General features: G+C 63.7%; 24 protein-coding genes. 5 read left to right on the top strand and 19 right to left on the bottom strand.

What is annotated here, in order from left to right; all coding sequences use genetic code 11:
* The first annotated feature begins 42 nt into the window (after nucleotides 1-42).
* From ACV7JP_RS13200 to ACV7JP_RS13220, 5 genes are all read left to right on the top strand, one after another.
* A complete protein-coding gene (locus ACV7JP_RS13200) occupies nucleotides 43-2,697 on the top strand; it encodes a DUF3772 domain-containing protein (RefSeq protein WP_457796132.1) in 2,655 nt (884 codons plus the stop codon).
* A 320-nt stretch (nucleotides 2,698-3,017) separates the two neighbouring features.
* Nucleotides 3,018-4,436: a glutamate--tRNA ligase gene (gltX, locus tag ACV7JP_RS13205; RefSeq protein ID WP_457796133.1), complete on the top strand. Its 1,419-nt coding sequence runs from the start codon at nucleotides 3,018-3,020 to the stop codon at nucleotides 4,434-4,436.
* 252 nt (nucleotides 4,437-4,688) lie between these two features.
* Entirely contained in the window at nucleotides 4,689-5,975 is a 1,287-nt protein-coding gene (locus ACV7JP_RS13210) for a citrate synthase (RefSeq protein ID WP_457796134.1), read from the top strand.
* A 786-nt stretch (nucleotides 5,976-6,761) separates the two neighbouring features.
* The gene (locus tag ACV7JP_RS13215) at nucleotides 6,762-7,403 is read left to right on the top strand and encodes a hypothetical protein (RefSeq protein WP_457796135.1); all 642 of its coding nucleotides are present in this window, start codon (nucleotides 6,762-6,764) and stop codon (nucleotides 7,401-7,403) included.
* Nucleotides 7,404-7,560: 157 nt separating this feature from the next.
* On the top strand, nucleotides 7,561-9,054 hold the full coding sequence (locus tag ACV7JP_RS13220) for a YcjX family protein (RefSeq protein WP_457796136.1): 1,494 nt from the start codon (nucleotides 7,561-7,563) through the stop codon (nucleotides 9,052-9,054).
* A 341-nt stretch (nucleotides 9,055-9,395) separates the two neighbouring features.
* On the opposite strand, the gene ACV7JP_RS13225 is transcribed toward ACV7JP_RS13220, so the two are convergent.
* The 19 genes from ACV7JP_RS13225 to nifK all read right to left on the bottom strand — a co-directional run bounded on the left by ACV7JP_RS13225 (nucleotide 9,396) and on the right by nifK (nucleotide 25,282).
* A complete protein-coding gene (locus ACV7JP_RS13225; RefSeq protein ID WP_457796137.1) occupies nucleotides 9,396-9,761 on the bottom strand; it encodes a 2Fe-2S iron-sulfur cluster-binding protein in 366 nt (121 codons plus the stop codon).
* 8 nt (nucleotides 9,762-9,769) lie between these two features.
* Complete coding sequence (locus tag ACV7JP_RS13230) at nucleotides 9,770-10,060, bottom strand: ferredoxin family protein (RefSeq protein ID WP_363347010.1); 291 nt, start codon at nucleotides 10,058-10,060, stop codon at nucleotides 9,770-9,772.
* Between the two features lie 80 nt (nucleotides 10,061-10,140).
* The gene (locus tag ACV7JP_RS13235; RefSeq protein ID WP_457796138.1) at nucleotides 10,141-11,448 is read right to left on the bottom strand and encodes an FAD-dependent oxidoreductase; all 1,308 of its coding nucleotides are present in this window, start codon (nucleotides 11,446-11,448) and stop codon (nucleotides 10,141-10,143) included.
* 55 nt (nucleotides 11,449-11,503) lie between these two features.
* Nucleotides 11,504-12,598, bottom strand: coding sequence for an electron transfer flavoprotein subunit alpha/FixB family protein (locus ACV7JP_RS13240; protein ID WP_457796139.1), 1,095 nt, complete (start codon nucleotides 12,596-12,598; stop codon nucleotides 11,504-11,506).
* 73 nt (nucleotides 12,599-12,671) lie between these two features.
* Nucleotides 12,672-13,523, bottom strand: a complete 852-nt coding sequence (locus ACV7JP_RS13245; protein WP_457796140.1) for an electron transfer flavoprotein subunit beta/FixA family protein — start codon at nucleotides 13,521-13,523, stop codon at nucleotides 12,672-12,674.
* A 16-nt stretch (nucleotides 13,524-13,539) separates the two neighbouring features.
* Nucleotides 13,540-13,875, bottom strand: coding sequence for a nitrogenase stabilizing/protective protein NifW (gene nifW, locus ACV7JP_RS13250; RefSeq protein WP_457796141.1), 336 nt, complete (start codon nucleotides 13,873-13,875; stop codon nucleotides 13,540-13,542).
* The gene (gene cysE, locus ACV7JP_RS13255) at nucleotides 13,872-14,615 is read right to left on the bottom strand and encodes a serine O-acetyltransferase (protein WP_457796142.1); all 744 of its coding nucleotides are present in this window, start codon (nucleotides 14,613-14,615) and stop codon (nucleotides 13,872-13,874) included. Before cysE ends, nifW begins: the two co-directional genes overlap by 4 nt.
* On the bottom strand, nucleotides 14,612-15,751 hold the full coding sequence (nifV, locus tag ACV7JP_RS13260) for a homocitrate synthase (RefSeq protein ID WP_457796143.1): 1,140 nt from the start codon (nucleotides 15,749-15,751) through the stop codon (nucleotides 14,612-14,614). Before nifV ends, cysE begins: the two co-directional genes overlap by 4 nt.
* A 9-nt stretch (nucleotides 15,752-15,760) precedes the next feature.
* Nucleotides 15,761-16,963, bottom strand: coding sequence for a cysteine desulfurase NifS (nifS, locus tag ACV7JP_RS13265; protein WP_457796144.1), 1,203 nt, complete (start codon nucleotides 16,961-16,963; stop codon nucleotides 15,761-15,763).
* A gap of 10 nt (nucleotides 16,964-16,973) precedes the next feature.
* Nucleotides 16,974-17,957, bottom strand: a complete 984-nt coding sequence (nifU, locus tag ACV7JP_RS13270) for a Fe-S cluster assembly protein NifU (RefSeq protein WP_457796145.1) — start codon at nucleotides 17,955-17,957, stop codon at nucleotides 16,974-16,976.
* Nucleotides 17,958-17,973: 16 nt separating this feature from the next.
* Nucleotides 17,974-18,294 carry a HesB/IscA family protein gene (locus ACV7JP_RS13275; RefSeq protein ID WP_442754152.1) on the bottom strand — a complete coding sequence of 107 codons (321 nt, stop codon included), beginning with the start codon at nucleotides 18,292-18,294 and terminating at the stop codon, nucleotides 17,974-17,976.
* A gap of 172 nt (nucleotides 18,295-18,466) precedes the next feature.
* Nucleotides 18,467-19,126: a nitrogen fixation protein NifQ gene (locus ACV7JP_RS13280; RefSeq protein WP_457796146.1), complete on the bottom strand. Its 660-nt coding sequence runs from the start codon at nucleotides 19,124-19,126 to the stop codon at nucleotides 18,467-18,469.
* Nucleotides 19,127-19,132: 6 nt separating this feature from the next.
* Nucleotides 19,133-19,450 carry a ferredoxin III, nif-specific gene (fdxB, locus tag ACV7JP_RS13285; protein WP_457796147.1) on the bottom strand — a complete coding sequence of 106 codons (318 nt, stop codon included), beginning with the start codon at nucleotides 19,448-19,450 and terminating at the stop codon, nucleotides 19,133-19,135.
* Nucleotides 19,450-19,650 carry a CCE_0567 family metalloprotein gene (locus ACV7JP_RS13290; RefSeq protein ID WP_457796148.1) on the bottom strand — a complete coding sequence of 67 codons (201 nt, stop codon included), beginning with the start codon at nucleotides 19,648-19,650 and terminating at the stop codon, nucleotides 19,450-19,452. Before ACV7JP_RS13290 ends, fdxB begins: the two co-directional genes overlap by 1 nt.
* Nucleotides 19,651-19,663: 13 nt before the next feature.
* Complete coding sequence (locus ACV7JP_RS13295; RefSeq protein ID WP_457796149.1) at nucleotides 19,664-20,131, bottom strand: NifX-associated nitrogen fixation protein; 468 nt, start codon at nucleotides 20,129-20,131, stop codon at nucleotides 19,664-19,666.
* Nucleotides 20,124-20,534 (bottom strand): nitrogen fixation protein NifX, encoded by a 411-nt coding sequence (gene nifX, locus ACV7JP_RS13300; protein WP_457796150.1) that lies wholly within the window; start codon nucleotides 20,532-20,534, stop codon nucleotides 20,124-20,126. Before nifX ends, ACV7JP_RS13295 begins: the two co-directional genes overlap by 8 nt.
* A gap of 16 nt (nucleotides 20,535-20,550) precedes the next feature.
* Nucleotides 20,551-21,942 carry a nitrogenase iron-molybdenum cofactor biosynthesis protein NifN gene (gene nifN, locus ACV7JP_RS13305; RefSeq protein ID WP_457796151.1) on the bottom strand — a complete coding sequence of 464 codons (1,392 nt, stop codon included), beginning with the start codon at nucleotides 21,940-21,942 and terminating at the stop codon, nucleotides 20,551-20,553.
* 8 nt (nucleotides 21,943-21,950) lie between these two features.
* Nucleotides 21,951-23,618 carry a nitrogenase iron-molybdenum cofactor biosynthesis protein NifE gene (gene nifE / locus ACV7JP_RS13310; protein WP_457796152.1) on the bottom strand — a complete coding sequence of 556 codons (1,668 nt, stop codon included), beginning with the start codon at nucleotides 23,616-23,618 and terminating at the stop codon, nucleotides 21,951-21,953.
* Nucleotides 23,619-23,722: 104 nt separating this feature from the next.
* Complete coding sequence (gene nifK / locus ACV7JP_RS13315) at nucleotides 23,723-25,282, bottom strand: nitrogenase molybdenum-iron protein subunit beta (RefSeq protein ID WP_457796153.1); 1,560 nt, start codon at nucleotides 25,280-25,282, stop codon at nucleotides 23,723-23,725.
* Nucleotides 25,283-25,352 lie beyond the last annotated feature (70 nt).

Here is a 25,352-nt window from a genome sequence, read left to right on the forward strand (position 1 = left end):
GATTCGCGGCTTTCTCGCATCTTCGCCCTCAGGAGATTCTCGTTGCGCAGACTGACGCTTCTTATCGTGGCGCTTTTCGTTGCGCTGGCCGGCGCGTTGGCGCGCGCCGACGAGGCGCCGACGACGCTAGAACAAGTCAACGCCCGGCTCGACCGCACCCGCGCCACGCTCGACGAGGCGCATAAGACGCTTGAGGAATCCAATCTCGCCGATGGCGCCCTGCGGCATTTGCGGGAGCGGATGGAGCCGCTGCGCCGCGAGCTGGAAGAGACGATCGACGCCCTGACCCCGCGCCTCGCCGCCATCGAGGCGCGGCTGAAGGAGCTGGCGCCGGCGGAGAAGAAGCCGGAGGAAATCAAGCCCGCCGAGCCGGCCGCACCCGCCGCGCAACCGGCGCCTCCCGCTCAGCCCAAGGCGGCGCCGGCGCCGCCGATCCGTCCGGCCCTCCCGGCGTCGAACGCCAAGGCCGACGCCGCCAGGCCGGCGCAGCCGGCCGCGAGCGAGCCCGTTCCGTCCGCGGAGGCGTCGGCCAGCGCGGAGCTCGTGGAGCAGCGCAAGCTCTTCGACGCCATCGACGCGACGCTCAAGCGCGCGCGCGCCATGCTGCTCGAGACGCGGCAATTGACCGTGGCCGTCGTCGCCCGCCAGCGCGACCTTTTCGCCAAGACCCTTTTCCTGCGCACGAACGGGCTTTTCTCGATCGATCTCTGGCGCGCGGCCGTCGCCGACGCGCCAGCGGCGTTCAGCGCCGCCTCGACCTTTCTTTCCGACCGCGCGGCGAATTTCGTCAGCCGCGTCGCGAGCCGACGCGTCGAATTCATCCTGCTCGTCTCGCTGATCCTGCTTGCCCTTCCGCCCGCCTTCCTCCTGTCGCGGCGCGTGCTGGCGCGCGATCACGGCGGCCGGAAGCCCACGCCGATGCGGCGCGCGGCGGCGGCCGGCTGGACCGCGCTCGTCGCGGCGGCCGTCCCCGTCGCCGGGGCCGCGGCGCTCGGCGCGGCCTTTGACGGCTTCGATCTTCTCGACGCGACGCTGGAGCCGGTCTGGAAGCGGATTTTCGAGGCCGTCGCGCGCGTCTCCTTCGTTTATGGCGCCGCCCGCGCGATCTTCGCGCCGACGCACCCGGACTGGCGCGTGATCGATCCGGGCGACCGGCTGGCGAAACTCTTCGTTCGCCTTGCGACGGCGGCGGCGATCGTCCTTTCGGTCACGCGCCTCGTCGAGCAGATCGAGGAGACGGTGCAGGCGAGCCTCCCGGTCGTCATCGTGACGCGCGGCGTCGGCGTCCTGATCGTCGCGGCGCTGCAATTATGGGCGCTTTTCTCGCTCTCGCCGGAACGGGCGGCGGCGGAAGGGGAGGCGGCCGCGACCGGCAAGGGCCGCGACTGGCTCTTGGTCGCGCGCCTCGTCGGCGGTCTCGGCCTGTTCGCCCTACTCGGCGCCTGCGTCGGCGGCTATGTCACCTTCGCAAATTTCATCATCCTGCAGGCCGGATGGATGGCGGCCGTCGCTTTCCTTCTCTACGTCGTCGTCATTCTCGCGGCCGGCGGCGTCGAGCACGCCTTCTCCGCGGATGGGCTCCTGGGCCGCAGCCTGATCGGCGGACTCGGCGTGAAGCGCGAGCAGCTTGCGCCGATCGGCGTGCTCCTCGCGGGGGTCGTCACGCTCCTCGTCTGGTGCGCCGCCGGCCTATTGGCGCTCGCGCCCTTCGGCTACGAGTCCAACGACATTCTGGCGAACGCCCGCAGCGCCTTCTTCTCCTTCAGGATCGGCGACGTCACGGTCTCGCCCTCGGCCGCCGTCACCGCCATCGGCCTCTTCATCCTCGTGCTGGCGTCGGCGCAAGGCTTGCGGCGCTGGCTCGATACGCGCCTGCTGCCCTTGACGCGGCTGGATGTCGGCCTGCGCAGCTCGATCAACTCGACGCTCGGCTATGCGGGCGCCATCGGCGCCACGCTGACGGCGGCGTCGAGCCTCGGCGTCGGCGTCGAGAAGCTCGCCATCGTCGCCGGCGCCCTCTCCGTCGGCATCGGTTTCGGATTGAAGGACATCATCAATAATTTCGTTTCGGGCCTCATCCTGCTCTGGGAGCGCGCCATCCGCGTCGGCGACTGGGTGGTGATCGGCGACGAGCAGGGCTATGTCCGGCGGATCAATGTGCGCTCCACGGAGATCGAGACCTTCGACCGCGCGACCATGATCGTGCCGAACTCCAATCTCATCACCGGCATTGTGAAAAACTGGCTGCGCGGCGACAGGGTCGGGCGCATCAAGGTGGCGATCGCGCCTCATTCGGGGGTCGATCCCGAGCAGATCCGCGACATCATGTTCGCCACGGCCCGCGCGCAGGAGGGCGTGCTGCGCATTCCCGCGCCGCAGGTCATGTTTCTCGGCATGGAGGCGTCGGGCTTCAAGTTCGAGCTATGGTGCTATGTCGAGGACGTCGAGAAATCCTCGCGCGTGCGCAGCGATCTGCATTTCGACCTGCATCGCCGGCTTTCCGAGGCGGGGATCAGGATGGCCGCGACCGTGGAGCCGCCCAAGACCATTCTGGAGCTCCCCGAGCTCGACAAGCTCGCCGCCGCCGCGGCGGCGAGCGCGCTGGCCATCGAGACGGGAATCGTGCAGCTCGCATCGCCGGACGATTCCTCGGTGGACGGCGAGGCGCCGGCCGAGACGGATAAAGTCGAAGCCTGACGCGCGCGCTAGAGGGGCGCTCCCGAATATCCGGCGGCCGTCATTGCGAGCGAAGCGAAGCAATCCAGAGCCCTATTGACGCTCCTGGATCGCTTCGTCGCTCCGCTCCTTGCAATGACGGCGAAGTCGCCCCTTTAGGATCGTCGCGCCTGTTTCCCCGGCGCGGCGCGCGTGCTAGAGGGGCGCTCCCGAATAGTCGCGGCGTCGACCCGTCATTGCGAGCGAAGCGAAGCAATCCAGAGCCCCAGCGACGCCGCTGGATTGCTTCGCTTCGCTCGCAATGACGGGGAGAGACGCTCCACAGGATCGTTGCAGCTCCCATGTCCGAGGTCGTCACCCGCTTCGCGCCGTCGCCCACCGGCTTTCTGCATATCGGCAGCGCGCGCACGGCGCTGTTCAGTTGGCTCTACGCCAGAAAGCATGGCGGCCGCTTCCTGTTGCGCATCGAGGACACCGACCGGGCCCGTTCGACCGAGGAGGCGATCGAAGCGATTTTCGACGGCATGACCTGGTTGGGACTGCGCTGGGACGGCGAGGCGGTGTTTCAGTTCTCGCGCGCCGCGCGCCACGCCGAGGTGGCGCATGAGCTTCTCGCCAGGGGCATGGCCTATCGCTGCTACGCCACGCCGCAGGAACTGGAGGAGATGCGCGAGAAGGCGCGCGCCGAAAAGCGCCCGCCGCGCTATGACGGCCGCTGGCGCGACCGGGACCCTTCCGAGGCGCCCGCCGGCGCGCCCTATGTCGTGCGCATCAAGGCGCCGGAGACCGGCGAGACGGCGATCGAGGACGCCGTGCAGGGGCGCGTGGTGTTCCCCAACAAGGATCTCGACGACTTCATCCTGCTGCGCTCGGACGGCACGCCCACCTATATGCTCGCCGTCGTCGTCGACGATCACGACATGGGCGTCACGCAGATCATCCGCGGCGACGATCATCTGACCAACGCCGCGCGCCAGAAGCATATCTACGAGGCGATGGGCTGGGAGACGCCGGCCTTCGCGCATATTCCGCTCATTCACGGGCCGGACGGCGCGAAGCTCTCCAAGCGCCATGGCGCGCTCGGCGTCGACGCCTATCGCGCCATGGGCTATCTGCCGCAGGCCCTGCGAAATTATCTCGTGCGACTCGGCTGGAGCCAGGGCGACAAAGAATTCTTCACGCTGCCCGAAATGATCGAGGCTTTCGACCTCGCGCAGGTGCATCGCTCGCCGGCGCGCTTCGACTTCGCGAAGCTCGAGAATATGAACGGGCATTATCTGCGCGATACGCCCGACGACGAGTTGTTTTCAATTCTGATCGACACGCTGCCTTATCTCGAAGGCGGCAAATCGGCGCTGGACGCCCTCGACGAGAAGAAGCGCGCGCAACTGCGCGCCGCGCTGCCCGGCCTCAAGGCGCGCGCAAAGACGCTCAACGAGCTTGTCGACGGCGCGGGATTCCTTTTCGTGCGGCGTCCGCTCCCGCTCGACGAAAAGGCGCGGAAGCTTCTGACTCCGGAGGCCAAGGCGCGTCTCGCCGCGCTGGGGCCGAAACTGGCGGCGCTGCCGGAATGGACCGCCTCCGGGACGGAAGCCGTCGTGCGCGACCTCTCCGTGGAGCTCGGCGTGAAACTCGGCGATCTGGCGCAGCCTTTGCGCGCCGCGCTGACCGGCCGTTCGACCTCGCCGGGCATTTTCGACGTGCTCGAAATTCTCGGGCGCGAAGAAAGTCTCGGGCGCATCGCGGATCAAAGCGCTTGAATTCGCGGAGGGGCGACGCAAAATTAAACGCGGCCTCCCCCCGCGCGGCCTAAGGGCTAAGCAGCGCGCAACGCTTTGAAGCTTGACAGGCTTTGCGGTTGATATAGCCTTTTTGCGCTGCACAAGACGGCCTCCCCGGCCTTTGGGCGCAAAAATTCAAGGCCTGCCAGCGTCGCGTCTCAATCCTATGAGAGCAGTGGGGCGCGCCGGGCGCCGCGTTCGCCGCGCCGGGGCCGATCAACGAGGTGCGCAATGGCCGAAAGCAAGGGTTCTTTCACAATCGGCGGCAAGACCATCGATCTTCCGGTCAAGGAGGGAACGATGGGACCCTCCGTCGTGGACATCCGGCATCTCTATTCGGAGACCGAGATGTTCACCTTCGATCCCGGCTTCACCTCGACGGCCTCCTGCGAGTCCAAGATCACCTTCATCGACGGCGACGAAGGCGTTCTTCTCTATCGCGGCTATCCGATCGAACAGCTCGCCGAGCACGGCGATTTCCTGGAGACCTGCTATCTGCTGCTCTATGGCGAATTGCCGTCCGCGGCGGAGAAGGCCAATTTCGACTATCGCATCACGCGCCACACCATGGTGCATGAGCAGATGGCCCGTTTCTTCCAGGGCTTCCGCCGCGACGCGCATCCGATGGCGGTCATGGTGGCCTCGGTCGGCGCGCTTTCGGCCTTCTATCACGACTCGACGAATATCGCCGATCCGGTCGAGCGCATGGTCGCCTCGACCCGCATGATCGCGAAGATTCCGACGCTCGCGGCGATGGCATATAAATATTCGATCGGCCAGCCCTTCGTCTATCCGAAGAACGATCTCGACTACACCTCGAACTTCCTGCGCATGTGCTTCGCCGTTCCTTGCGAGGAATATAAGGTCAATCCGGTTCTCTCCCGCGCGCTCGACCGCATCTTCATCCTGCATGCGGATCATGAGCAGAACGCTTCGACCTCGACGGTGCGCCTCTCCGGCTCCTCGGGAGCCAATCCCTTCGCCTGCATCGCGGCGGGCATCGCCTCGCTATGGGGGCCGGCGCATGGCGGCGCCAACGAGGCCGTGCTCAAAATGCTCGCCGAGATCGGCGCGCCCGACCGCATTCCGCAGTTCATCGCCCGCGCGAAGGATAAGAACGACCCGTTCCGTCTGATGGGCTTCGGCCACCGCGTCTATAAGAATTACGATCCGCGCGCGAAGATCATGCAGCGCACGACGCGCGAAGTCTTAAACGAGCTCGGCGTGAAGGACGATCTGCTCGACGTCGCGCTGGAGCTCGAGCGCATCGCGCTCTCGGACGATTATTTCATCGAGAAGAAGCTCTATCCGAATATCGACTTCTATTCGGGCATCACCCTCAAGGCGATGAACTTCCCCGTCGCCATGTTCACCGTGCTCTTCGCGGTCGCCCGCACGGTCGGCTGGATCGCCCAGTGGAAGGAGATGATCGAGGATTCGGGCTCCAAGATCGGCCGTCCGCGTCAGCTCTATACGGGCGAGAAACGGCGCGATTACGTGCCCATGTCGAAACGGTGACATTGAAGCGCGGCGCGCTTTGGCTGGGAGCCAAGCCGCTCGAGCAGCGCGAGGGGTCGGGCGCTGTTTCTCCCTTCGTCTGGCTCCCCTTCTCCCGCTGCCCAAAAGGGCGACGAGCCGCTCCTTGCCCATAATCAGATTCTGACTTGATGGCTTCCGATAAGCTAAGGTAAAGCTATTGTGCGCATCTTGATTACAGGGGATTTTACGTGAAACTTGCTGCCGTACTCTTGCTCGCCGAAGCCTTCTTGGCAGCGCTGAGCGCGAACGCCGCTTTGGCGAATGACACGATTACGATCAACTGGCAAAACGCCACCGGCCAGAGCATCAGTCTCGCAAGCTCCATATGCAGCCCTAGCGGCGCCTGCAGTCTGCCATCGAGTATATACTCTGGTACGACAGGCGCGCTCTCGCAAACCGTGCTTGCTGGTACGGCGGTGCGCTCAATTACCGCTCGATATAATTATTGGAATGGGGTAACGAAATTATGCCAAGTTTATGTACGTCTATAAGAATTTGTCGGGCAATTGCTCCAACGACCCCGATCGCTATTTTCTCAAAAGCGACGGAACGGCCAGCAGTCCAACGTGCACGCCTTTGTCTTCAGCTTTTAATCCAACGACGTGCGACTTTACCTACACTGTGAAAATGGAAAATTAAGCTTCATCCGACAGACTCGGGCCGGTCATAAACACCTTGGTTGCTCGCGCATGAAGCGCTGGCGCTTTTGCCTCCTTCAAAATCATGACGAAACGGGATGGGGCCGCGTTTGCGCATGAGGCCGACATGCTTTCCGTCTATTCTCGAATTCCCGCCAGCTCTGCGTTTTCCTCCGCTGAAATCGCCTTGAAGCTTCTTATGCCAGTCCCGTCAGTGAAATTGCCGGTTTCTGAGCTGAAACCCGCCGATCTGACGCGAGCTTTTTCCGCAAGCCAACCAACTCTTTCGTCAACGGTCTGGAATGCGATCTTCGACGCTTCGGAGCAATTGGATTCTGCTCACAAGCCCATTTCCGCGCTTCCGGATAAGGTCGCGCAATTCGTTGCGGCTTTGGGAGCCGATGGTTGGAAGCCGCACAATTTTGGCGAGTTGAGCGTCGCGCGCATGAGCGATGAGGACTTCAGAAAAACCGTGCTCGAATCTATAGCGCCAAACTATATCGGCGACGCAAATTTCCGCCATGCGCTTGAAAATGGAGCGCTGAAGATCGAGCGCGCCGAAAACACTGAGTTAATGGGAACTTTCAAGTCGTACGACGTGGATTTATATCGTGGCGGCGAGTATTTGGGCGGGGCTGGGACCAGTTCTGGAGAGTTGAACAAAGCGTACATCCAAGATTTGAGAGCGAAAGGCCTAAGCTCCAGCTATGGCTACATAAACGACCAATGGTATCTGGCGACATGGCCCGACAAAGGTTCGAGCGCGTAGGCGAGTGGGCCGGCATTTTCATCGCTTACCCTTCATCTTCAATGAAGTCTAATTTCTTCGCCCCTGCGGGCCTTTCCAACAGGGGGTGCTAGGCTCTCCCAAAATAGCGGCTCTTGGATTAGATGAGGTTCCGTTTCGTCTCTTTCCCGGAGCCGCCGTGTCGTCGCAACTTTCCGATATCTGGTTCGAAACGCGGGTCGCCGCGGAAAGTCTGGCGGACTTCGTCGCCGGCGCGCGCCTCAGGCTGGGGGTCACCGGGCTGTCCCGCGCCGGCAAGACGGTTTTCATCACCTCGCTTGTCCATCACCTCACGCGGGCGCTGGCGGCCGGGCGCAAGGCGCATCTGCCGGTCTTCCGTGCGTTCTCCGAGGGACGCATCCGCTCGGCTCATCTCGATCCGCAGCCGGACTTCAACGTCCCGCGCTTCGCCTATGAGGAGCATCTCGAGGCGCTGACCAGCGGGGAGGACCGGCATTGGCCGCAATCCACGCGCCGCATCGCTGAGCTGCGCGTCTCCATCGAGTTCAACTCCAAGGCCTTTTCCCTGCGCAATATCGGGCAGGAGGCGGCGCGGCTCGATATCGACATCGTCGACTATCCCGGCGAATGGCTGCTAGATCTGCCGCTTCTCGGAAAATCCTACGCGCAATGGTCGCATGAGACGCTGGAGGCGGCGAGCGCCGCCGCCCGCGCGCCGATCGCGGCCGAATGGCGGGGCGCGACGGCGGGCGTCGATCCCAAGGCGCGCTATTCCGAGCCGACCGCGCAGAAGCTCGCAAGGCTCTTCACGGAATATCTGCGCACGGCCAAGACGGAGCGCTTCGCGCTCTCGACCCTGCCGCCGGGGCGTTTCCTCATGCCCGGCGATCTCGAAGGCTCTCCGGCCCTGACCTTCGCGCCGCTGCCGGTGATGGAGGGAGAGGAGCTTCCCTATCGCAGCCTCGGGCGCGAAATGGAGCGGCGCTACGAAGCCTATAAGACCCATGTCGTGAAGCCGTTCTTCCGCGATCATTTCGCGCGCCTCGATCGGCAGATCGTGCTTGTCGACGCGCTCGCCGCCCTGAACTCCGGGCCGGCGGCGGTGCGCGATCTCGAAAATGCGCTGACGGACGTGCTCAACGCCTTCCGCACGGGACGCTCCAATCTCATCTCCCAGATCTTCCGGCCCAAGATCGACCGCATCCTCTTCGCGGCGACGAAGGCGGATCATCTCCATCATACGAGTCATGACCGGCTCGAGGCGATCCTGCGCCATCTCACCGGCCGCGCCATCGCCCGCGCCGAGGGCGTCGGCGCTTCGATCGACGTGATCGCGCTCGCCGCCGTGCGCGCCACGCGCGAGGCGACCGTGCGCCATGAAGGCGAAAGGCTGTCGGCGATCGTCGGCACGCCGATCGAAGGGGAACGCATCGGCGACGATGTTTTCGATGGAATTGCGGAAGGCGCGATCTTTCCGGGCGAATTGCCGGAGGATCCCAAGGCCGTGTTCCGAGGCGACGCGCTGGCGCTCGATGAGGCGGAGGCGGAATTCCGTTTTCTTAAATTCCGTCCGCCGGTCGCGAAGATCGCGAAGGACAGGGAGCCGTTGCCCCTCCCGCATATCAGGCTCGACCGCGCAATGGAGTTTCTTTTCGGCGACAAGCTCGCCTGAGCGTCAGGCGCCGGATCGTCCTGCGAATGTCGAACTAGTGGTTTCCGTCATCACTCGAATTGCCGGTCCTTTTTGCTCTCCCGTCTTCCGCCGTCATTGCGAGCGAAGCGAGGCCGCCACGCTCTGGATTGCTTCGGCGGCTGCGCCGCCTCGCAATGACGACATATTGGCGGGCAAGGCGATAACGCGGCAGCAATGTCGGCCGCTGGAAAATTCTTCATCGGCGGCAAGGATCGTGACGGCGCGCCGAAGCAGGGCGACGAAAAGGTGACATGCGGCGTGAGCGGTCTCCTTCGGCGTGGCCGGCGGCGAAGTCGCCGGCCAGCTTCGGCGCGGTTTCCTTACGCGCCGCCCGGCTCGCCGCTAAACTTCACCAGAATGTCCTGATCGCGGACGACGTACTGACAGGCCAAGCGGTATTTCGGCGCGATGTCGTCAACTTCCGCAAGGCGGATTTCCTCGGCCGTGATCTTGCCGAGCGATTTGAGCTGCGCCTTTTCCTTCTCGGTCAGCGCGGAGCCCATCGTCTTTCCCGAAAGCGTCACCACCTCGATGAGGCAGGAGCCACATTCGCCGTCGCGGCAGTCATGCGGAATCGGAATCTTGTGCGCGTCCGCGACGGCCAGAATGCTGGCGGTGTCGCCCGCAATCGCATAGACGGTGACGTTCTTGTGCAGAAGCGGCGACTGGAAAGTGACGTTGGGCATGGCGTTTCCTATCCGAACTTGAACAGCACGCCGAAACCGCCGCGCGGGTAGTTCCAGGTGATGTCGCCGGACGCTTCGCACAACACCCGACAGGTGCCGCATTCGAGACAGCCGTCCGGCGTGATTTCGACCTGTCCCGAACTCGTTTCAGAATAACATCCCGCGGGGCAGATGCGAGTCATCGCCAGCAGATTCTCGGACGGCTTGTCATGCGGACGAATGGCGATATGCGGCTTGCCGGCGTCCACAATGTAACGATTTTGGTAGAGTTTCTCTTCGACACGGGCGGCGAGGGACATCGGGATTCTCCTCTAGCGACATTTTGTCCTTGTCTACGCAAGAACAAAGCCAACTACGTTTGTTCTTGCGCAAGCCATATTCACCGCCACGCGCGCGCGAGCCTCCAGGCGTCGCCGAAGAGTCCGGTCCATTTGCGCTCCTTGACGAAGGCGGCGATGGTGGCTTTCTCCTTGTCGATCTTCGGCGTGCCGTCGACGCGCAGGAAACTCTCCATCGCCTTCGAGACGAGCTGCGGATAGGCGAGGAAGTAGTTCTGCGAATTGGCGTGCAGCAGCGCTGGCATATCCTTGTATTTCTTCAAATCCTTCATGACGAAGCTGTCATCGAGGAGCTTCTTGTAGAGCGCCAGGTTCTGCTTCGTCATCGCGTCCTTGCGCGACTTGATCTGGAAGATCGCTTCGCCGGCCAGGCGGCCGGACGTCAGCGCGAGGTTCGAGCCTTCGCGATGAATCGCGTTGTTGAGCTGCGCGGCGTCCCCGCAGACGACCCAACCGTCGCCGAAAAGCTCCGGAATTGTCTTGTATCCGCCCTCGGGGATGAGATGGGCGGCATATTCCTTCACTTCCGAGCCTTCGAGCAGCGGCTTGATCGAGGGATGGTTCTTGAAGGTTTCGAGCAGGCCGTAGGGCGTGTCCTTGTTCGCCGCAAAGTCGGAAACCAGACAACCCATGCCGACCGAGACGCTCTCCTTGTTGGTGTAGACGAAGCCCATGCCCGTCATGCCCTTGGAGATGACGCCCGCCGCCTCGATGACGACGCCCTCGTCGCCATGCAGGTTGAAGCGCGCTTCGATCGTCTCGCGCGGCAGGAAGTGCATCTCCTTAACCGCGAGCGCGACATGCTCGGGCTTGGGCGAAGCGCGCAGGCCGGCTCGCGTGCCCAAGAGGCCGTTGACGCCCTCGCAGAGCACGACGACGTCGGCGAAGATGGTGCCGCCGCGCCGGTCGGTGCGCACGCCGATCACCTTGCCATAGGCGTCGCTGACGAGCTCCATCACCGTCGTCTCGCAGATGACGAGCGCGCCTTGCGCCTGCACCTCCTTCGAGAACCAGCGGTCGAATTGCGAACGGATGATCGTGTAGCGGTTCGGCCTGTCCTCGTTGAAATCGTCATTGCGATATTGCAGGCCCGTATGCGAGCGATCGCCCATCATCCAGAAGCGCTGCTCGACGAGATGGCGCTCGAGCGGCGCCTCCTCGCGGAACTCGGGGATGATCTTCTCCACCATCTCGGCGTAGAGGATCGCGCCCTGCACGTTCTTCGAGCCCGGATATTCGCCGCGCTCGAGCTGCAGCACCTTGAGGCCGCGAGACGCCATGGTGTGCGCGGCGGCGTTGCCGGCCATTCCGGCGCCGATCACGATCGCGTCGAACCGTTCTTCGATCATGGCAGTCTCCATTCACATGCCGCCGGCGTCCCGCCGGGCGAATTGACGATGTCCATCAGCCGGCGAGCCGATCGCGCTGATGAGGCGAGAGTCTCGCGCGGAAAGCCTCTGTCAGCGCCGGCAGCAGGCGGATCGCGTCCGTCGCGATTCCGATATGCGCGAAGTCAAAGATCGGCGCGTTCTTGTCGGTGTTGATGGCGACGATGCAATCCGCCCCTTCGACGCCGACGCGATGCTGGATCGCGCCCGAAATGCCCGCCGCGATATAGAGCTTGGGACGGATCGTCTTGCCGGTCTGGCCGATCTGCCGATCGGAGGAAAGCCAGCCCTTCTGCACCACCGGGCGCGAGCAGCCGAATTCCGCGCCAAGCACGGAAGCGAGATTCTTCACGAGCTGAAAGTTCTCGGCGCTGCCGAGACCCATGCCGCCGGCGACGACGACATCCGCGAAAGCGAGATTGCTCTTGTTCGAGTCGCGGTCGGGAATGAAGCGGAGCAGCTTGGTGATAATGTCGTCTTCCGAGAGATCCGGCGTGAAGGGCACGACGCGGCCGACGCGGTCAGCGACGCGCGCCGGCATGGGCATGACGCGCGGACGGACCGTCGCCATTTGCGGCCGGTAATTCAGCGTATAGATCGTGCAGAGCAGCGAGCCGCCGAAGGTCGGGCGCGTCGCCGCGAGCGAGCCGTCGGCGTCGACCGCAAGCTCCGTGCAGTCGGCGGTGAGGCCCGTGAGCAGCGTCGTCGCCACGGAGCCGGCAAGGTCACGGCCGAGATTGGTCGCGCCGAGCAGGAGGATCTCCGGCTTATGCGCGTTGACGAGCTGGGTCATCGCCTTGGCGTAGGACTCGTTGCGATAGTCCGTCAGCACGGGATGCTCGACGAGATAAGCGAGGTCGGCGCCGTAGCGGAAGGATTCCGCCGCCGCTTCCTTCGTCGCCTCGCCGGGGCCGCCGAGCACAACGGCGCCGAGCTCCACGCCGAGCTTGTCGGCGAGCTTGCGGCCCTCGCCGAGCAGCTCCCAGGAGACCGGATGAACGTCGCCGCGCTCCTGCTCGATAAAGACCCAGACATGCTTATAGTCGCGGAAATGTTCGGGGAGCTCTTTCTTCGCGCTGGCGCGGGTGGCGGGCGGCGGCGTCGGGGACATTGTCGGCTCCTATTTCAAAGTGTCGAGCGCGCATTACGCAAAAAACCGGTTTCCACTTTTTCGCTCGCGCGCTCTAGAGTCCGGAAGCAAGCTTGGTCATGTCGGCTTCCAGCGCGGGATGGCGCGCGAAGATCGCCTCGATGAGCGCGTCGGCGGAATCGCCCGCAGTCTTTTGCGGCTCGACGAAGGCGGCTTTCTCGGATCGCGGCGCCGGCGCGAAGACCTTCTTCACGATGGTCGGCGAACCTTTCAGTCCGCATTTCGTGAGATCCTCGATTTCCGCGTCCTTCGCGCTCCAGGTGACGATCTCGGCGCGCGCCGCGCGCAGCGAGTCGGCGAAGGCGCCGCGGCGCACTTCGTTCGAACCCTCGAGCATGGCGATGAGGCAGGGCATGGCGGTCTTGAGCACCTGCACGCCGCCTTCGGCGCGGCGCTCGACGACGAGCTCGCCTTTATCGGGATCGCATTCGACGACCTTGGAAACGTAAGTGAGCTGCAGCAGGCCGAGTCGTTTCGCGACGCCCGGGCCGACCTGCGCCGTGTCGCCGTCGATCGTCTGCTTGCCGGTGAAGACGATATCCTGCTTGCCGAAGGTCTGCTCGATCTTGCGGATGGCCTGAGCCAGCGCATAGGTCGTCGCCAGCGTGTCCGAGCCCGCGAAGAAGCGGTCCGTGAGCAGCACCGCGCGATCCGCGCCGATGGCGAGCGCCTTGCGCAGCGACTCGGCGGCCATGGGCGGGCCCATGGTGAGCACGGTCACTTCGCCGCCGAATTTGTCGCGCAGCCGCAGCGCCTCCTCGAGCGAGAAGAGGTCATAGGGATTGATGATCGTCGGCACGCCTTGCCGCATGATCGTGTTCGTCACCGGATGCACGCGGATCTGCGCGCTGTCCGGAACCTGCTTGATGCAGACGAGGATTTTCATTGTCTCTCTTCCTCGATCAGCCGGCGCCGCCGGTCAGCGTCGTAAGGGGGACGAAAGGCTTTGCGGGCTCGGCCTTCGGCTTGACCGCGTCCTTATGAACCTTGAAGACGCGCTCGGCGATGGGCGAAGAGGCGACGAAATCCTCATAGGCCTTCGTCAGCGTCTCCTTGCAGGCCGCGCGCGCTTCGTCGTCCGTCGCGCCGTCGAGATCGTTCTTGGCGAGATATTCGCCCATGCGGCGCAGAATATGGAGACGTGCGACGCGCACCACCGCCGGATCGTAATCGACGCCGAGCGCTTCGAAGAAATCCTCGGCGGAATGGAGCTTCCGCAATTCGTCGAAAACGCTCATGGCTTCGTCTCCTTTTCGCTGCTCTTCGAAAGTTCGCTCTTGCGCGCCTGAAGATGCGCGAGGCGCGTCTCCAGGAAATCGAGGCGGTCGATCAGCACCGAGATGGCGTCGCCGACCGGATCGGGGATGAGATGATGCTCGAGATCGATGCGGCCGTCGGGCCCGGAGCGGCGGCGCTCGACCTTGACGATGCGGCCGGGAATGCCAACGACGGTCATCTCCGGCGCGACATCCTCGATCACGACCGAATTGGCGCCGATCCGCGCCCGCGCGCCGACCGTGATCGGACCGAGGATCTTCGCGCCGGCGCCGACCAGCACGCCGCTCTCGATCGTCGGATGGCGCTTGCCCGGCGCCCAGGACGTGCCGCCCAGCGTGACGCCGTGATAGAGCGTCACGTCGTTGCCGATGACGGCCGTCTCGCCGATGACGACGCCCGCGCCATGATCGATGAAGAGACGCTCGCCGATCGTGGCGCCGGGATGAATGTCGATATTCGTCACGAGCCGCGCGAACCAGGAGAGGAAGCGCGCCGGAAACTTGACGCCGCGCCGCCACAGGCCGTTGGCGAGGCGATACAGCACGATCGCGTGAACGCCCGGGTAAAGAAGGGCCACCTCGAGCGAATTGCGCGCGGCCGGATCGCGCTGAAGAACGCAGGAGACGTCTCCGCGCAATTTGGCGACAAGGCCCCGTTTCGCGGGCGTTGCGGCGATGGCGGGCGAAGCGACAAGGCTCATGGCGCGCCCCCACATGCGCTTTTGAAGAAATTCTTGAGTTCCCGGCGCGTCATGGGCGCGGTCTTGTCGTTGGCGCGCTGGCGAATTTGCGCCAGCAGCGCCGTTGCGAGATCGCGATCAATGTCGAAGCCGAGCTCCGCGCCCTTGCGCTTTAGCGCCGCGACGCCCGAATGCTTGGCGAGAACCACCGTGTTGCGGCGGCCGAGCCGCGCCGGATCGACGCCTTGATAAGTGCGCGCGTCCTTCAGCAGCGCCGCGACATGAATGCCGGATTCATGCGTGAAGACATCCGCGCCGACGATCGCCTTGGCGCGTCCGATCCGCCGGCGCGCGGCCTTGGCCACGAGCTTGGACAAAGTGTGAAGTTTCTCGGCGCGGACGCCGGTTCGGCCGCGCGCGACATGGCCGAGCGCGACGGCGATCTCCTCCAGAGGCGCATTGCCCGCGCGCTCGCCGAGGCCCAGCACGGTGACGGAGGCGTGGGTCGCGCCGGCGCGGATCGCGGCGAGCGTATTGGCGGTGGCGAGGCCGACATCGTCATGGCCATGGAACTCGATCGGCAGATCGATCTCCTCGCGCACATGCGAGATCGCTTCATAGGTCGAGAAGGGATCGAGCACGCCGAGCGTGTCGGCGAAGCGGTACCGCCAGGCGCCGGCCTGCGCGGCGGCGCGAAGGATGACGCCGATATCGCGCGGATCGGCGCGGGAGGAGTCCTCGCCGCCCATGGCGACGGTGAGGCCGCGCGCGCGGGCGTAGGAAACGACGGCGCGCACCCGATCGGCGACTGCGGCGATGTCGATCCCGAGCTTGACGCCGATCTGCAGGCGCGACATGGGCGCCGAGATATTGACATGGGAAACGCCCGCCGAAAGCGCGGCGTCGACATCCGCAGTATGGAGACGGCACCAGGCCATGACCCGGACGGGGAGGTTCTCGGCGACGACGGCGCCGATCGCCTCGATCTCGTCCCGGCCCATCGCCGGCGTGCCAACCTCGATCTCGTCCACCCCCGCATCAACCAAAGCCTTCGCGATGGCGACCTTGTCGCGCGCCGTGAAGGCGACGCGCGGGGCCTGCTCGCCGTCGCGAAGCGTCGTGTCGTTGATGAAGATGCGGGGGCAGTCGGCGTTCACGTCTTTAACTCACGCATAGACGGGCTTGAATTCGGTCGGGCCCTTATTGGCGCCGGCCCAGAAGGGCGAGAGTTCGCGGAGGCTTTCGAGAATTTTCGGCAGCGCCTCGATCACCTGATCGACGTCCTCCGGCACATTGTCGCGGGAGAGCGAGAAGCGGATCGAGCCATGCGCCGCCGTGAAGGGCACGTTCATGGCGCGCATGACATGCGACGGCTCCAGCGATCCGGAGGTGCAGGCGGAGCCGGACGAAGCGGCGATGCCCTGGCGCGTGAGATGCAGCAGGATCGCTTCGCCCTCCACATATTCGAAGGCGATGTTCGTCGTGTTCGGCAGACGCTCGCGAAGATCGCCATTGACGAAGCAATTCGGCACGCGCTGCAAAATCGCGCTTTCGAGACGGTCACGCAGCTCCTTCACGCGCGTCTGCTCGTCGGCCATATGCGCGATGGCGAGCTCAGCCGCCTTGCCGAGGCCGATAATGCCGGGGGCGTTCTCGGTGCCGGCGCGGCGTCCGCGCTCCTGATGGCCGCCGCGCAGCAGCGGCTTGAAGCGGGCGCCGCGCTTCACGTAAAGCGCGCCGATCCCCTTCGGAGCATGCAGCTTGTGGCCGGAGAGCGACAGCATGTCGATCGCGCTTCCCTTGAGCACGATCGGCACTTTGCCGACGGCCTGCACCGCGTCGGTATGGAACAGCGCGCCGACCTCCTTGGCGAGCTCCGCGAGCGCTTCGACCGGAAAGATCGTGCCGGTCTCGTTATTCGCCCACATCAAGGTCACCAGGGCGACCTTGTCGGTCAGCGCGGCGCGATAGGCTTCGAGATCCAGGCGGCCGAGCGAGTCGACGCCGATATAATGAACCTTGGCGCGGCCGTTCTTCTCGAGATGCTGGCAGAGCGCCAGCACCGCCGGATGCTCGACGGCGCTGGTGACGATCTCGTCGCGGCCGGGCATCGCTTCGAGCGCCGACAAAATAGCGGTGTTGTCCGCTTCCGTGCCGCTCGCCGTGTAGATGATCTCGTGATCATGTTCGGCGCCGAGCAATTGCTGGAGCTGCTGGCGCGCCTTCTTCACCGATTGACCGACGCTCGCGCCGAAGGAGTGGATCGAGGACGGATTGCCAAACTGCTCCGTGAAGAAGGGGAGCATGGCCTCGACGACCGCCGGGTCCACCCGCGTCGTCGCATTATTGTCGAGATAGACTGGACGCATGGCCGTTCCCTCAATGCGCGTGGGATTTGACGGGGATGACGCGGATCGGCATGCCGAGCTTGGCGATGAGCCGCTCCTGAATGCCGGACACGGTGACGCTCGCCATCTGGCAACCCATGCAGGCGCCGGTGAGGCTCACCATCACATTGCCGCCGTCGACGTCGATCAGCTCACAATCGCCGCCGTCCTTCTTGAGATATGGCCGAAGCTCCTCGATCGCTTCCTCGATGAGGCGCATCTTCTTGAGGTTTGTCATGCTCGCCGATGGCGGCGGCAGCGGCGAAGCGGGCGTGAGCGGCGAGGTCGCCGGCGCAGCGGCCGCCTTTTCCGCTTCCTTCTTGGCTTTCGCCTTGGCCTTCAGCTCCGTGGCGTCCGCAACGCCGAGACGATAGGCCTCATGCTCTGCGAGAAGACCCTCGGCCACGAGCTCCCCGTTCACCTTCGACAGCAATTCCTCGAGCTTGTCGAAGCAGGTGAGGCAGCCGCCGCCCGCCTTGGTGTAATCCGTGATCTGCTCGATCGAGGTGAGCTTGTTCATGCGGATGGCGCGCTCGATCATGCCTTCGTCGACGCCGAAGCATTTGCAGAGCAGCGCGCCCTCCTCATGATCGTCGTGCCATTCCTCGCCGCGGAAATTGGCGATCGCCGCCTGCAGCGCCTCATAGCCCATCACGGAGCAATGCATCTTTTCCGGCGGCAGGCCGCCGAGAAAATCCGCAATGTCCTGATTGGTGATGGTCACGGCTTCCTGCAGCGTCTTGCCGATGATGAGCTCGGTGAGGGCGGAGGAGGAGGCGATGGCGGAGCCGCAGCCAAAGGTCTGGAATTTCGCTTCCTGAATGACTTCCGTGTCGGGATCGACTTTCATCATCAGCTTCAGCGCGTCGCCGCAGGAAATCGCGCCGACTTCGCCGACGGCGTTCGCCTCGCCGAGCACGCCGGCGTTCTTCGGATTGAAGAAATAGTCCTTGACCTTGTCAGAGTAGTCCCACATCGCCGCCTCCTTGCGATCAACCGAAAGATTTGCCGCAGGAGCAGCTCGATTTGGCTTGAGGATTGTCGAACGTGAACCCTGAGCCCTCGAGGCCGATCACAAAATCGATCTTCGTGCCGTCGAGATAAGCGAGCGAACCTTCCTCAACGAAAACCTTCACGCCGTCCGTGGTGAAGACGTGGTCGTTCGGGTCGGCTTCATTCACCAGGCCCATCATATATTTGAGCCCCGCGCAGCCGCCGGCCTCTACCATGATGCGCAGCCCCTCGACTTCCTGCCCCGCGCCCGCCATCGCCGTCCGAACCGCCGTCACCGCGCTATCCGTCAACTGGATCATCTCGATAGCTCCCTGGTTAAGATATCTCGCTCAAGGATTAGCAACCGATGTGCCAGTGCTGAAAAGCTCTGAAATGCAGTGGTTTCCGAGCAGGCTGCCTGTCGGCAAGCCATCATTGTCGGAGAACCGACAAAGGCCTTTTCGAACGCGGCCGTCCTTGGGGAAGAGGGGCTTAGCGATGCGCGAGCCGCGCCAGGGCGCTCGCGCCGTCTTCCTGCCCGAAGCAATTGTCGAAATCGCCGCATTCCTGGCAGGTCGGCGCCGCGCAGAGGGAAAAGCCCTCGAGCTCGCAAAGCTGTCTGTAGAAAAATTTCTTCCATTTCATATTGTGGACATTCGCCGCCGCGAGCGTCGGAAACCATTCGTTCATCAATCTCGTGAGCTCGCCGCGCTCGAGCAGGCCGAGATCCTGCCAGAGATGGCGCGGCGACATGGCCCGCCGGACGACGATCGACGTGATCCACCCCGTCAGAGGCGCGCCGTCGGATTTGAAGCGCGCGAGCAATTCGTGAAGCTGGGTTTCCTCTTCATCGAGGGAGAGCTGCTCGGGTTCGGCGTCGAAGTTGATAAAGCGGCGCGCCGCGGGCGCCCACTGCGCCGTCAAGGTTTCGATGTCCGTCCGGTTCAATCCGAGCGCCGAGCACAATGTGTCGCCCGTCTCGTACGCCTGCACGATAGCGACCGTCAGCATGCAGGCGAGAACATGCGCGGTGAAGGGCGCCGCCTGCGCGCGCGCCGTCCGCTCGGCGCGGATCATGAGATAGAGCGCTTCCGCGGCGGGCGCCGGACGGGCGCCCGCCATCAGCTCGTGCGGGGGCGCGAGCAGCGTCATGGGCGATCAGGCCGCGATCTTGTCCGCCGGCACATGGGTCTGACAGTTCTTCGGACAGACCCTCGCGCAGGCGTTGCAGCCGATACAGGCGCCGGCATGCTCGACCTTCATGATCTTGCGGTTGAGATCGCCGTCGAAATCGTCATCATCGTCATCCGTCACGATGCCGAGGATTTCGCCTTCGTCATTGACGCCGTAAAGAGCCATGACGCCCTGGGGGCAGACCTTGAAGCACCGGCCGCAGCCGATGCAGGTTTCCCCGTTAATGTCGGTGAGGTAGAGCGGCGTATAAGGCGAGCCGTCTCGCGTCTTGAACTCGGTCATCACGCAGCCTCGAGTTCCTTGAGCTTCTTGCGCGCCGCCTCGAGCGCCGCATAGGCGTCGTAGGTCTCCTGCGCAACGCTCAGAATGGTCGTCCAGTTGACCGGCAGCTCCTCCGAGAGGTCGTGCAGGTTCATCTTCATGTTCATCGCCTTGGCCGACAGCTTCTTGATCTCGGCCTTCAATTCATCGACGCCGCTCATTCTCGCGCCTCCGTCAAAAACGGGCCACTTCGGGGAATTTCTCGATCATCTCGACGCCGGCGTCGACGAGCTTCGCGCCTTCGGCCGCAAGCTTCTCGAGCGACTCGAAGCCGAAACGGTGAACGTCGCGCAGATGCTTGTTGACGACGATGAGGCGGCCGGTGGTGAGGATCATGCGGCCGAAGCCCTCATGGCTCATCTTCATCATGGGCTGCACCATGCAGCCGGTGCGGCGCTCGATGGCGAGGCCGACGGCGTTATAGAAGAGCTCCAGGCGCCACAGGATTTCCGGATCGGGGTCGCCGATGATCGGAATTTCGCGCCGCTGTTCCTTCGTCACGATGTAGGGATCGAGCAGGCTGACGTCGGTCTTCTTTTCCCAGGTTCCATGCGTGTCCTGGGCCCGCCAGACCTTGATCAGCTCTTTGATGAAGAGGCTGTCTTCCGGCTTCTGTTCGATTTCCGCGACGGCTTCAGGCATTTTCGGTCTCCTCCTCGAAATCGAAGGAGCGCTCGCCGCTCTTCGACAGAATCTTGCGCAGCCAGGGCGGCGGCGAACCACGCAGCACCGTTTGCAGCTTCTCGATGAGATCGGTGATCTTCTCCGGCTGCGTCACCTTCATGGGGTGGATGTTCTGCGCCACGACGCGCGCGGCGCCCGAGCCGCCGATCGCGGCGACGTACAGAATCGAACAATCCTTGATCGCTTCAAGCTTGGGCTGAAGCTTGTCCTCATTGCCGTCTTCCTGCAGATCGCCGGCGAAGGCGATCGACTCGACGAAGGAATAGGAATCGGGCGAGAGATCGTAGATGGCGATGTTCTTGGCCCAGCCGAAATGGGCGTCGACCCTTTCCAGGTCCTGAGTGGCGAATGCGACTTTCATGACGCCTCCTTTGCCTTCAGTGTGCGCTCGTGAGCGGAATATCCGTCGCCGTCGCAAGCGTCGTGCCGTCGTCGGCGGCGTTTTCGCTTTTCCAAGTATCGGGCGTCGGCTCGTGGATCCGGTCGATGAACAGATTGCCGATCTTGAAGATGAGGTCGCGCGTGCCGCGATAGCCGACGGACGTCTCATGCGCGGCGCCGATGCGGTCGAACATGGGAATCCCCATGCGATAAAGCGGAACGCCGAGACGCTCCGACGCCTGGCGGCCGTGAGAATGGGTGATCATGAGATCGCAACCGGCGGCGCGATTCTCGAGGTCTTCGAGATCGCCGATGACTACTTCCTCGGCGATGATCTTTTCGAGCAGGGGCGAGTGCGTCGTCGTGACGGCCGCCGTCACCTCCGCGCCCATTTCCGTCAGCCATTGGCTGATTGCGAACAAAAGATCCGGTTCGGCGCCGAGCGCGACCTTCTTGCCGCCGAAATGGAAATGGCCGTCGAGCATGGCGTCCACGAGCTGGCCGCGCTGGCGACGATATTTGATCGGCGCCGGCCGGCCGCTGATGCGCGACAGGAAGGCGATAAAATCGTCGTTCGGCCCAAGGCCAGTAAGACGCTCGAAGAGTTCGAAGGGCACGCCCGCGCGCGCTTTCAACGTTTCGGCGGCGGCCCGCATCTGGTCGCCGACGGCGATGGTCCAGGCGGCGGCGCCCATGGCGGCGATGTCTTCCTTCGTCACGCCGCCCAAAGTCGTCGGCGTGAAGTCCTCCGGAATATGGCCGTCGAGAGAACCGGAGAGATCGGGCAGAAAGGTCGGCTCCAGTCCAAAGGATTCGATGATGTCGCGCAGCTCGTCAATGTCGCCGGGCGTGAGATGGCAGCCCGCGAGAACATTGACCCGCTGCGGCGCGCGGCGGTTGGGGATTTCGGCCGGCACGAAAGTCTCGATGAGCTTCTTGACGGTCTTGCCGAAGCCGTCCTGAAAAGCGTCCTTGAAGTCCGGCGTCGACACATAGACAATGCCGAGATCGTCAAGCTCCGGATGACGCTTGCGCACCAATTGCAGATAGCCGTCGACGTCGTCGCCCTTCGTCTCGGTCACGCCGGTCGAGCAGATGCCGATGACGGAGGGCTTGGCGCGCTTGACGATGTTGAGGATCGCCTGCTCGATATTTTCGAGTCCGCCCAGCACGGTCGCGACCTCGTTCATCGCGGTCGTCTGAAGCGGAATCGCTTCCTTGAAGTGACGGACGAAAAGCACCAGTCCGAAGGAGGTGCAGCCCTGCGAGCCGTGCAGCACGGGCATGCAGCCCGAGACGCCCATGAAGGCGAGGGCGCCGCCGATCGGCTGGCTCATTTTCAGCGGATTGACCGTGCAGGCCTTTTTGGAGACGGTGACGCGCGCCATGTCTCGCCTCACGCGGCTTGCGGCGCGGCGAGCGCGCTCGCCTTGGCCGACGCTTCGAGGATCGCGGCGATGCGCTCCTGACAGCCGCCGCAGCCGGTTCCGGCGGCCGTCGCCTTTCCGACGGCGGCGACGCTGTCCGCGCCGTCGTGAATGGCGTCTTCGATCGCGCCGACGCTGACGAGATTGCAGGAGCAGACCTGCTTGTCGCGCCGCGCCGCCTCGGCGGCGACAGGATCGGCGGCGAGCGCGGCGGCTTCGGCGGCGATGGCCTCGGCGGCGCGCTCTTCCCAGGTCTTTTCTTCCCATGGCGCCGGGCGGCGCACCTGCTCCCAGACGGGATTGTAGAGCGCCTTGTCGATTTCATGGACGAGATCGACCATGCCCTCATAGCCGGCATAGGCGTGATGGCGTTCCTGATTGATGTCGAGCCAGGGCATTTTCGCCTTGAGAGCGATGAATTGCGACCGGCCGCCCGAGAGCATGATTTCCGCACGCGCTTCCTTCAGCATCTTGTACATTTCGCGCGGCGTCATGTCGTCGATCATATGGGCGTCCTGGCCCATCAGCTCCTTAATCTTCTCCTTGTCTTCCTTCGTCGATTTCTTGACGCTGGTGCCGACGATCTCGAGACCCGCCTCCTGAAGCGCCGCGACGACGGACCAGCTCTTCACGCCGCCGGTGATCAGCAGAACCCGCTTGCCCTGCAGGCGCTCGCGATAGGGGGCGATGCGCGCCCAGGCCTTCGCCTCTTCGCGCGCGATTACGGCTTCGGTGCGCGTCATCAGCTCGGCCGGCGCGCCGCGCTCGATGAGCAGGCGCGCGATCTCGCGCAGAGAGTCGCTCATATCGCCGATGCCGTAGAAGGAGCCTTCGAAGAAGGGAATCTGGTAGCGCTCCTCCATCTTGCGGGCGACGTTGATCATGGCCTTGGAGCAGACCATCATCGCGGCGCGGGCGCGATGCGAGGAGGCGACCTCGTGATATTTCGCGTCGCCCGAGATGCAGGCGAGGATGCGGATGCCGAGCTCGTCGAGAAGCGGCTTCACCTGCCACAATTCGCCGGCGAGATTATATTCGCCGATGATGTTGATGTCGTAGGGCGTGGTGTATTCCGGCTCCTGCGTGCCGATCACATGATCGAGGATCGCCTCGCCCGCGAGCTTGTTGCCGAGATTCTTCGGACCGACGAAACCGGGAGAGACGACCGGGATTACCGGTTTGTCGAATTTGGCGGCGGCCGCCTTGCAAACGGCTTGAATGTCGTCGCCCGTCATGGCGGGCACGCAGGTCTGGTAGACGAAGACGGCCGGCGGGTCGTATTTGTCGATGATTTCCTTGATCGACTTGTAAAGGCGCTTCTCGCCGCCGAAGACGACGTCGTTCTCGCTGATGTCGGTCGTGAAGCCGGTGCGATAGAGCGAGGAGCCGGAGGTCTTGGCTCCGCGATTGTCCCAGCTATTGCCCTCGCAAGCGATGGGTCCGTGGACCAGATGCGCGACGTCGGTGATGGGTTGCAGCGCGATCTTCGCGCCGTCGAAGGCGCAGCCGCCGGCGGCGGCGCCGGGCGCGAGCTGCTTGGTGCAGCCCTTCTTGCGCTCCTTCTCGGATTTGCCCTGGTTCTTTCCGCAGCCCGGCTCGTTGAAGACGTCCTGGATTTTTTCCGACAGACTCGCCATTCAATTGCCTCCTGCTGCCAAGTCACGCTTTCTCAAGTCGCGCGTTCGTCGCGCCTCTAAGATGCATCCGCCGGGCCAATGACTGGCCCGGCGGAGCTTTTTCGTTAGCGAATAATGTCGAAGGAGTAGTCCGACTTCGCCACGACATTGGTGTTGCGGTCGATGTCCTCGAAGATCGCGTCGAGGATCCACACCAGCACGTTCATCGAGCCCTGATAGCCCCACACCGGATAGCGATGCTTGTGGTGGCGATCGAAGATCGGGAAGCCGATGCGGATGAGCGGCGTGCCCGTGTCGCGGTCGAGATACTTGCCGTAGGTGTTGCCGATGAGGAAATCGACCGGCTCCGTGAAGAGGAGCGAGCGCATATGCCACAGATCCTTGCCGGCATAGACATGGCAGCCCTTGCCGAAAGGCGAGGAGTCGAGCAGCGCCCGCACCTTTTCCGCCCAGCCCTTGCCGCCATTAGTGGCGAGGATGTGGGTCGGCTCGGCGCCGAGCTCGAGCAGGAAGGCCGCGAGGCCGTAGCAGAGGTCCGGATCGCCATAGATCGCGAACTTCTTGCCGTGGATATGCGCGGAAGAATCGGCGATGGCGTCGACGAGACGGCCGCGCTCCTTGGTCAGCTCCTCGGAGATCGGCTTGCCGGTGATCCGGGAGATTTCCATCAGGAACTTGTCGGTCGCCGCGACGCCCACCGGATGGTTGAAAGCGACGACTTCCTGGCCCTTGGTGGCGACGTAGGGCAGCGTCTTCTCGGTGCAGTATTCCTGCATCGAGATGGTCGCCTTGGCGTGGAGCGCCGCCGCGACGTCCTCGAGCTTGGTGCCGCCGTCATACATGCGGAACTCGCCATCAGTCGGCGTATCCCACACGTCGCTATTGTCGCCGATGATCGTGTATTCCACGCCCATCGACTCGAAGATGCGCTTCACTTCGCGCAGATTGCCGACCGTGTAGCCGTCAAAGCCGCCGAGGAAGTTGATCTTCTCGTTGGGCTGACGCTCCAGCGCCGGCGCGGTGCCCGCCTTGCCGTCCCAGAAATGCTCCAGCACGCCCTTCATGACGTTGTCGTAGCCGGTGATGTGGCTGCCAACGAAGGCCGGGGTATGCGCGAAGGGAACGTCGAATTCCTGCGGAACCGAGCCCTTCTCCTTCGAGGTCTTGATGAAGGCGTTGAGGTCGTCGCCGATGACTTCCGCCATGCAGGTGGTGGAGACGGAGATCATCTTCGGCTTGTACATATTGTACGTATTCGCCAGGCCGTCGATCATGTTGTTGAGGCCGCCGAACACCGCGGCGTCCTCGGTCATCGAGGAGGAGACGCAGGAGGTCGGCTCCTTGAAGTGACGGGAGAAGTGCGAGCGGTAATAGGCGACGCAGCCCTGCGAACCATGGACGAAGGGGATCGTGCTCTCGAAGCCGACGGCGGCGAAGACGGCGCCGAGCGGCTGGCAGGCCTTGGCCGGATTGACCGTGAGAGCTTCGCGGGCGAAGTTCTTTTCCTTGTATTCTTCCGTCTTGGTCCATTCGCGAACGCGCTCAAGCTCGGCGTCCGCGACAGGGTTTTCGAAGTTCTTCTTCTTGTTCTCGAACAGCTCCTTATATTCCGGCTGGCGGAACAGATTAAAGTGGTCGAGAACGTTATCTGCATTCTGTGGCATGGCTATTCCTCATGTTTCCGCGAGCCGGTCTCGCCCCGGGGGAAGAGGCGAGACCTTGTCGTTTTTGGGA

The organism is Methylocystis sp. S23, assembly GCF_054106005.1.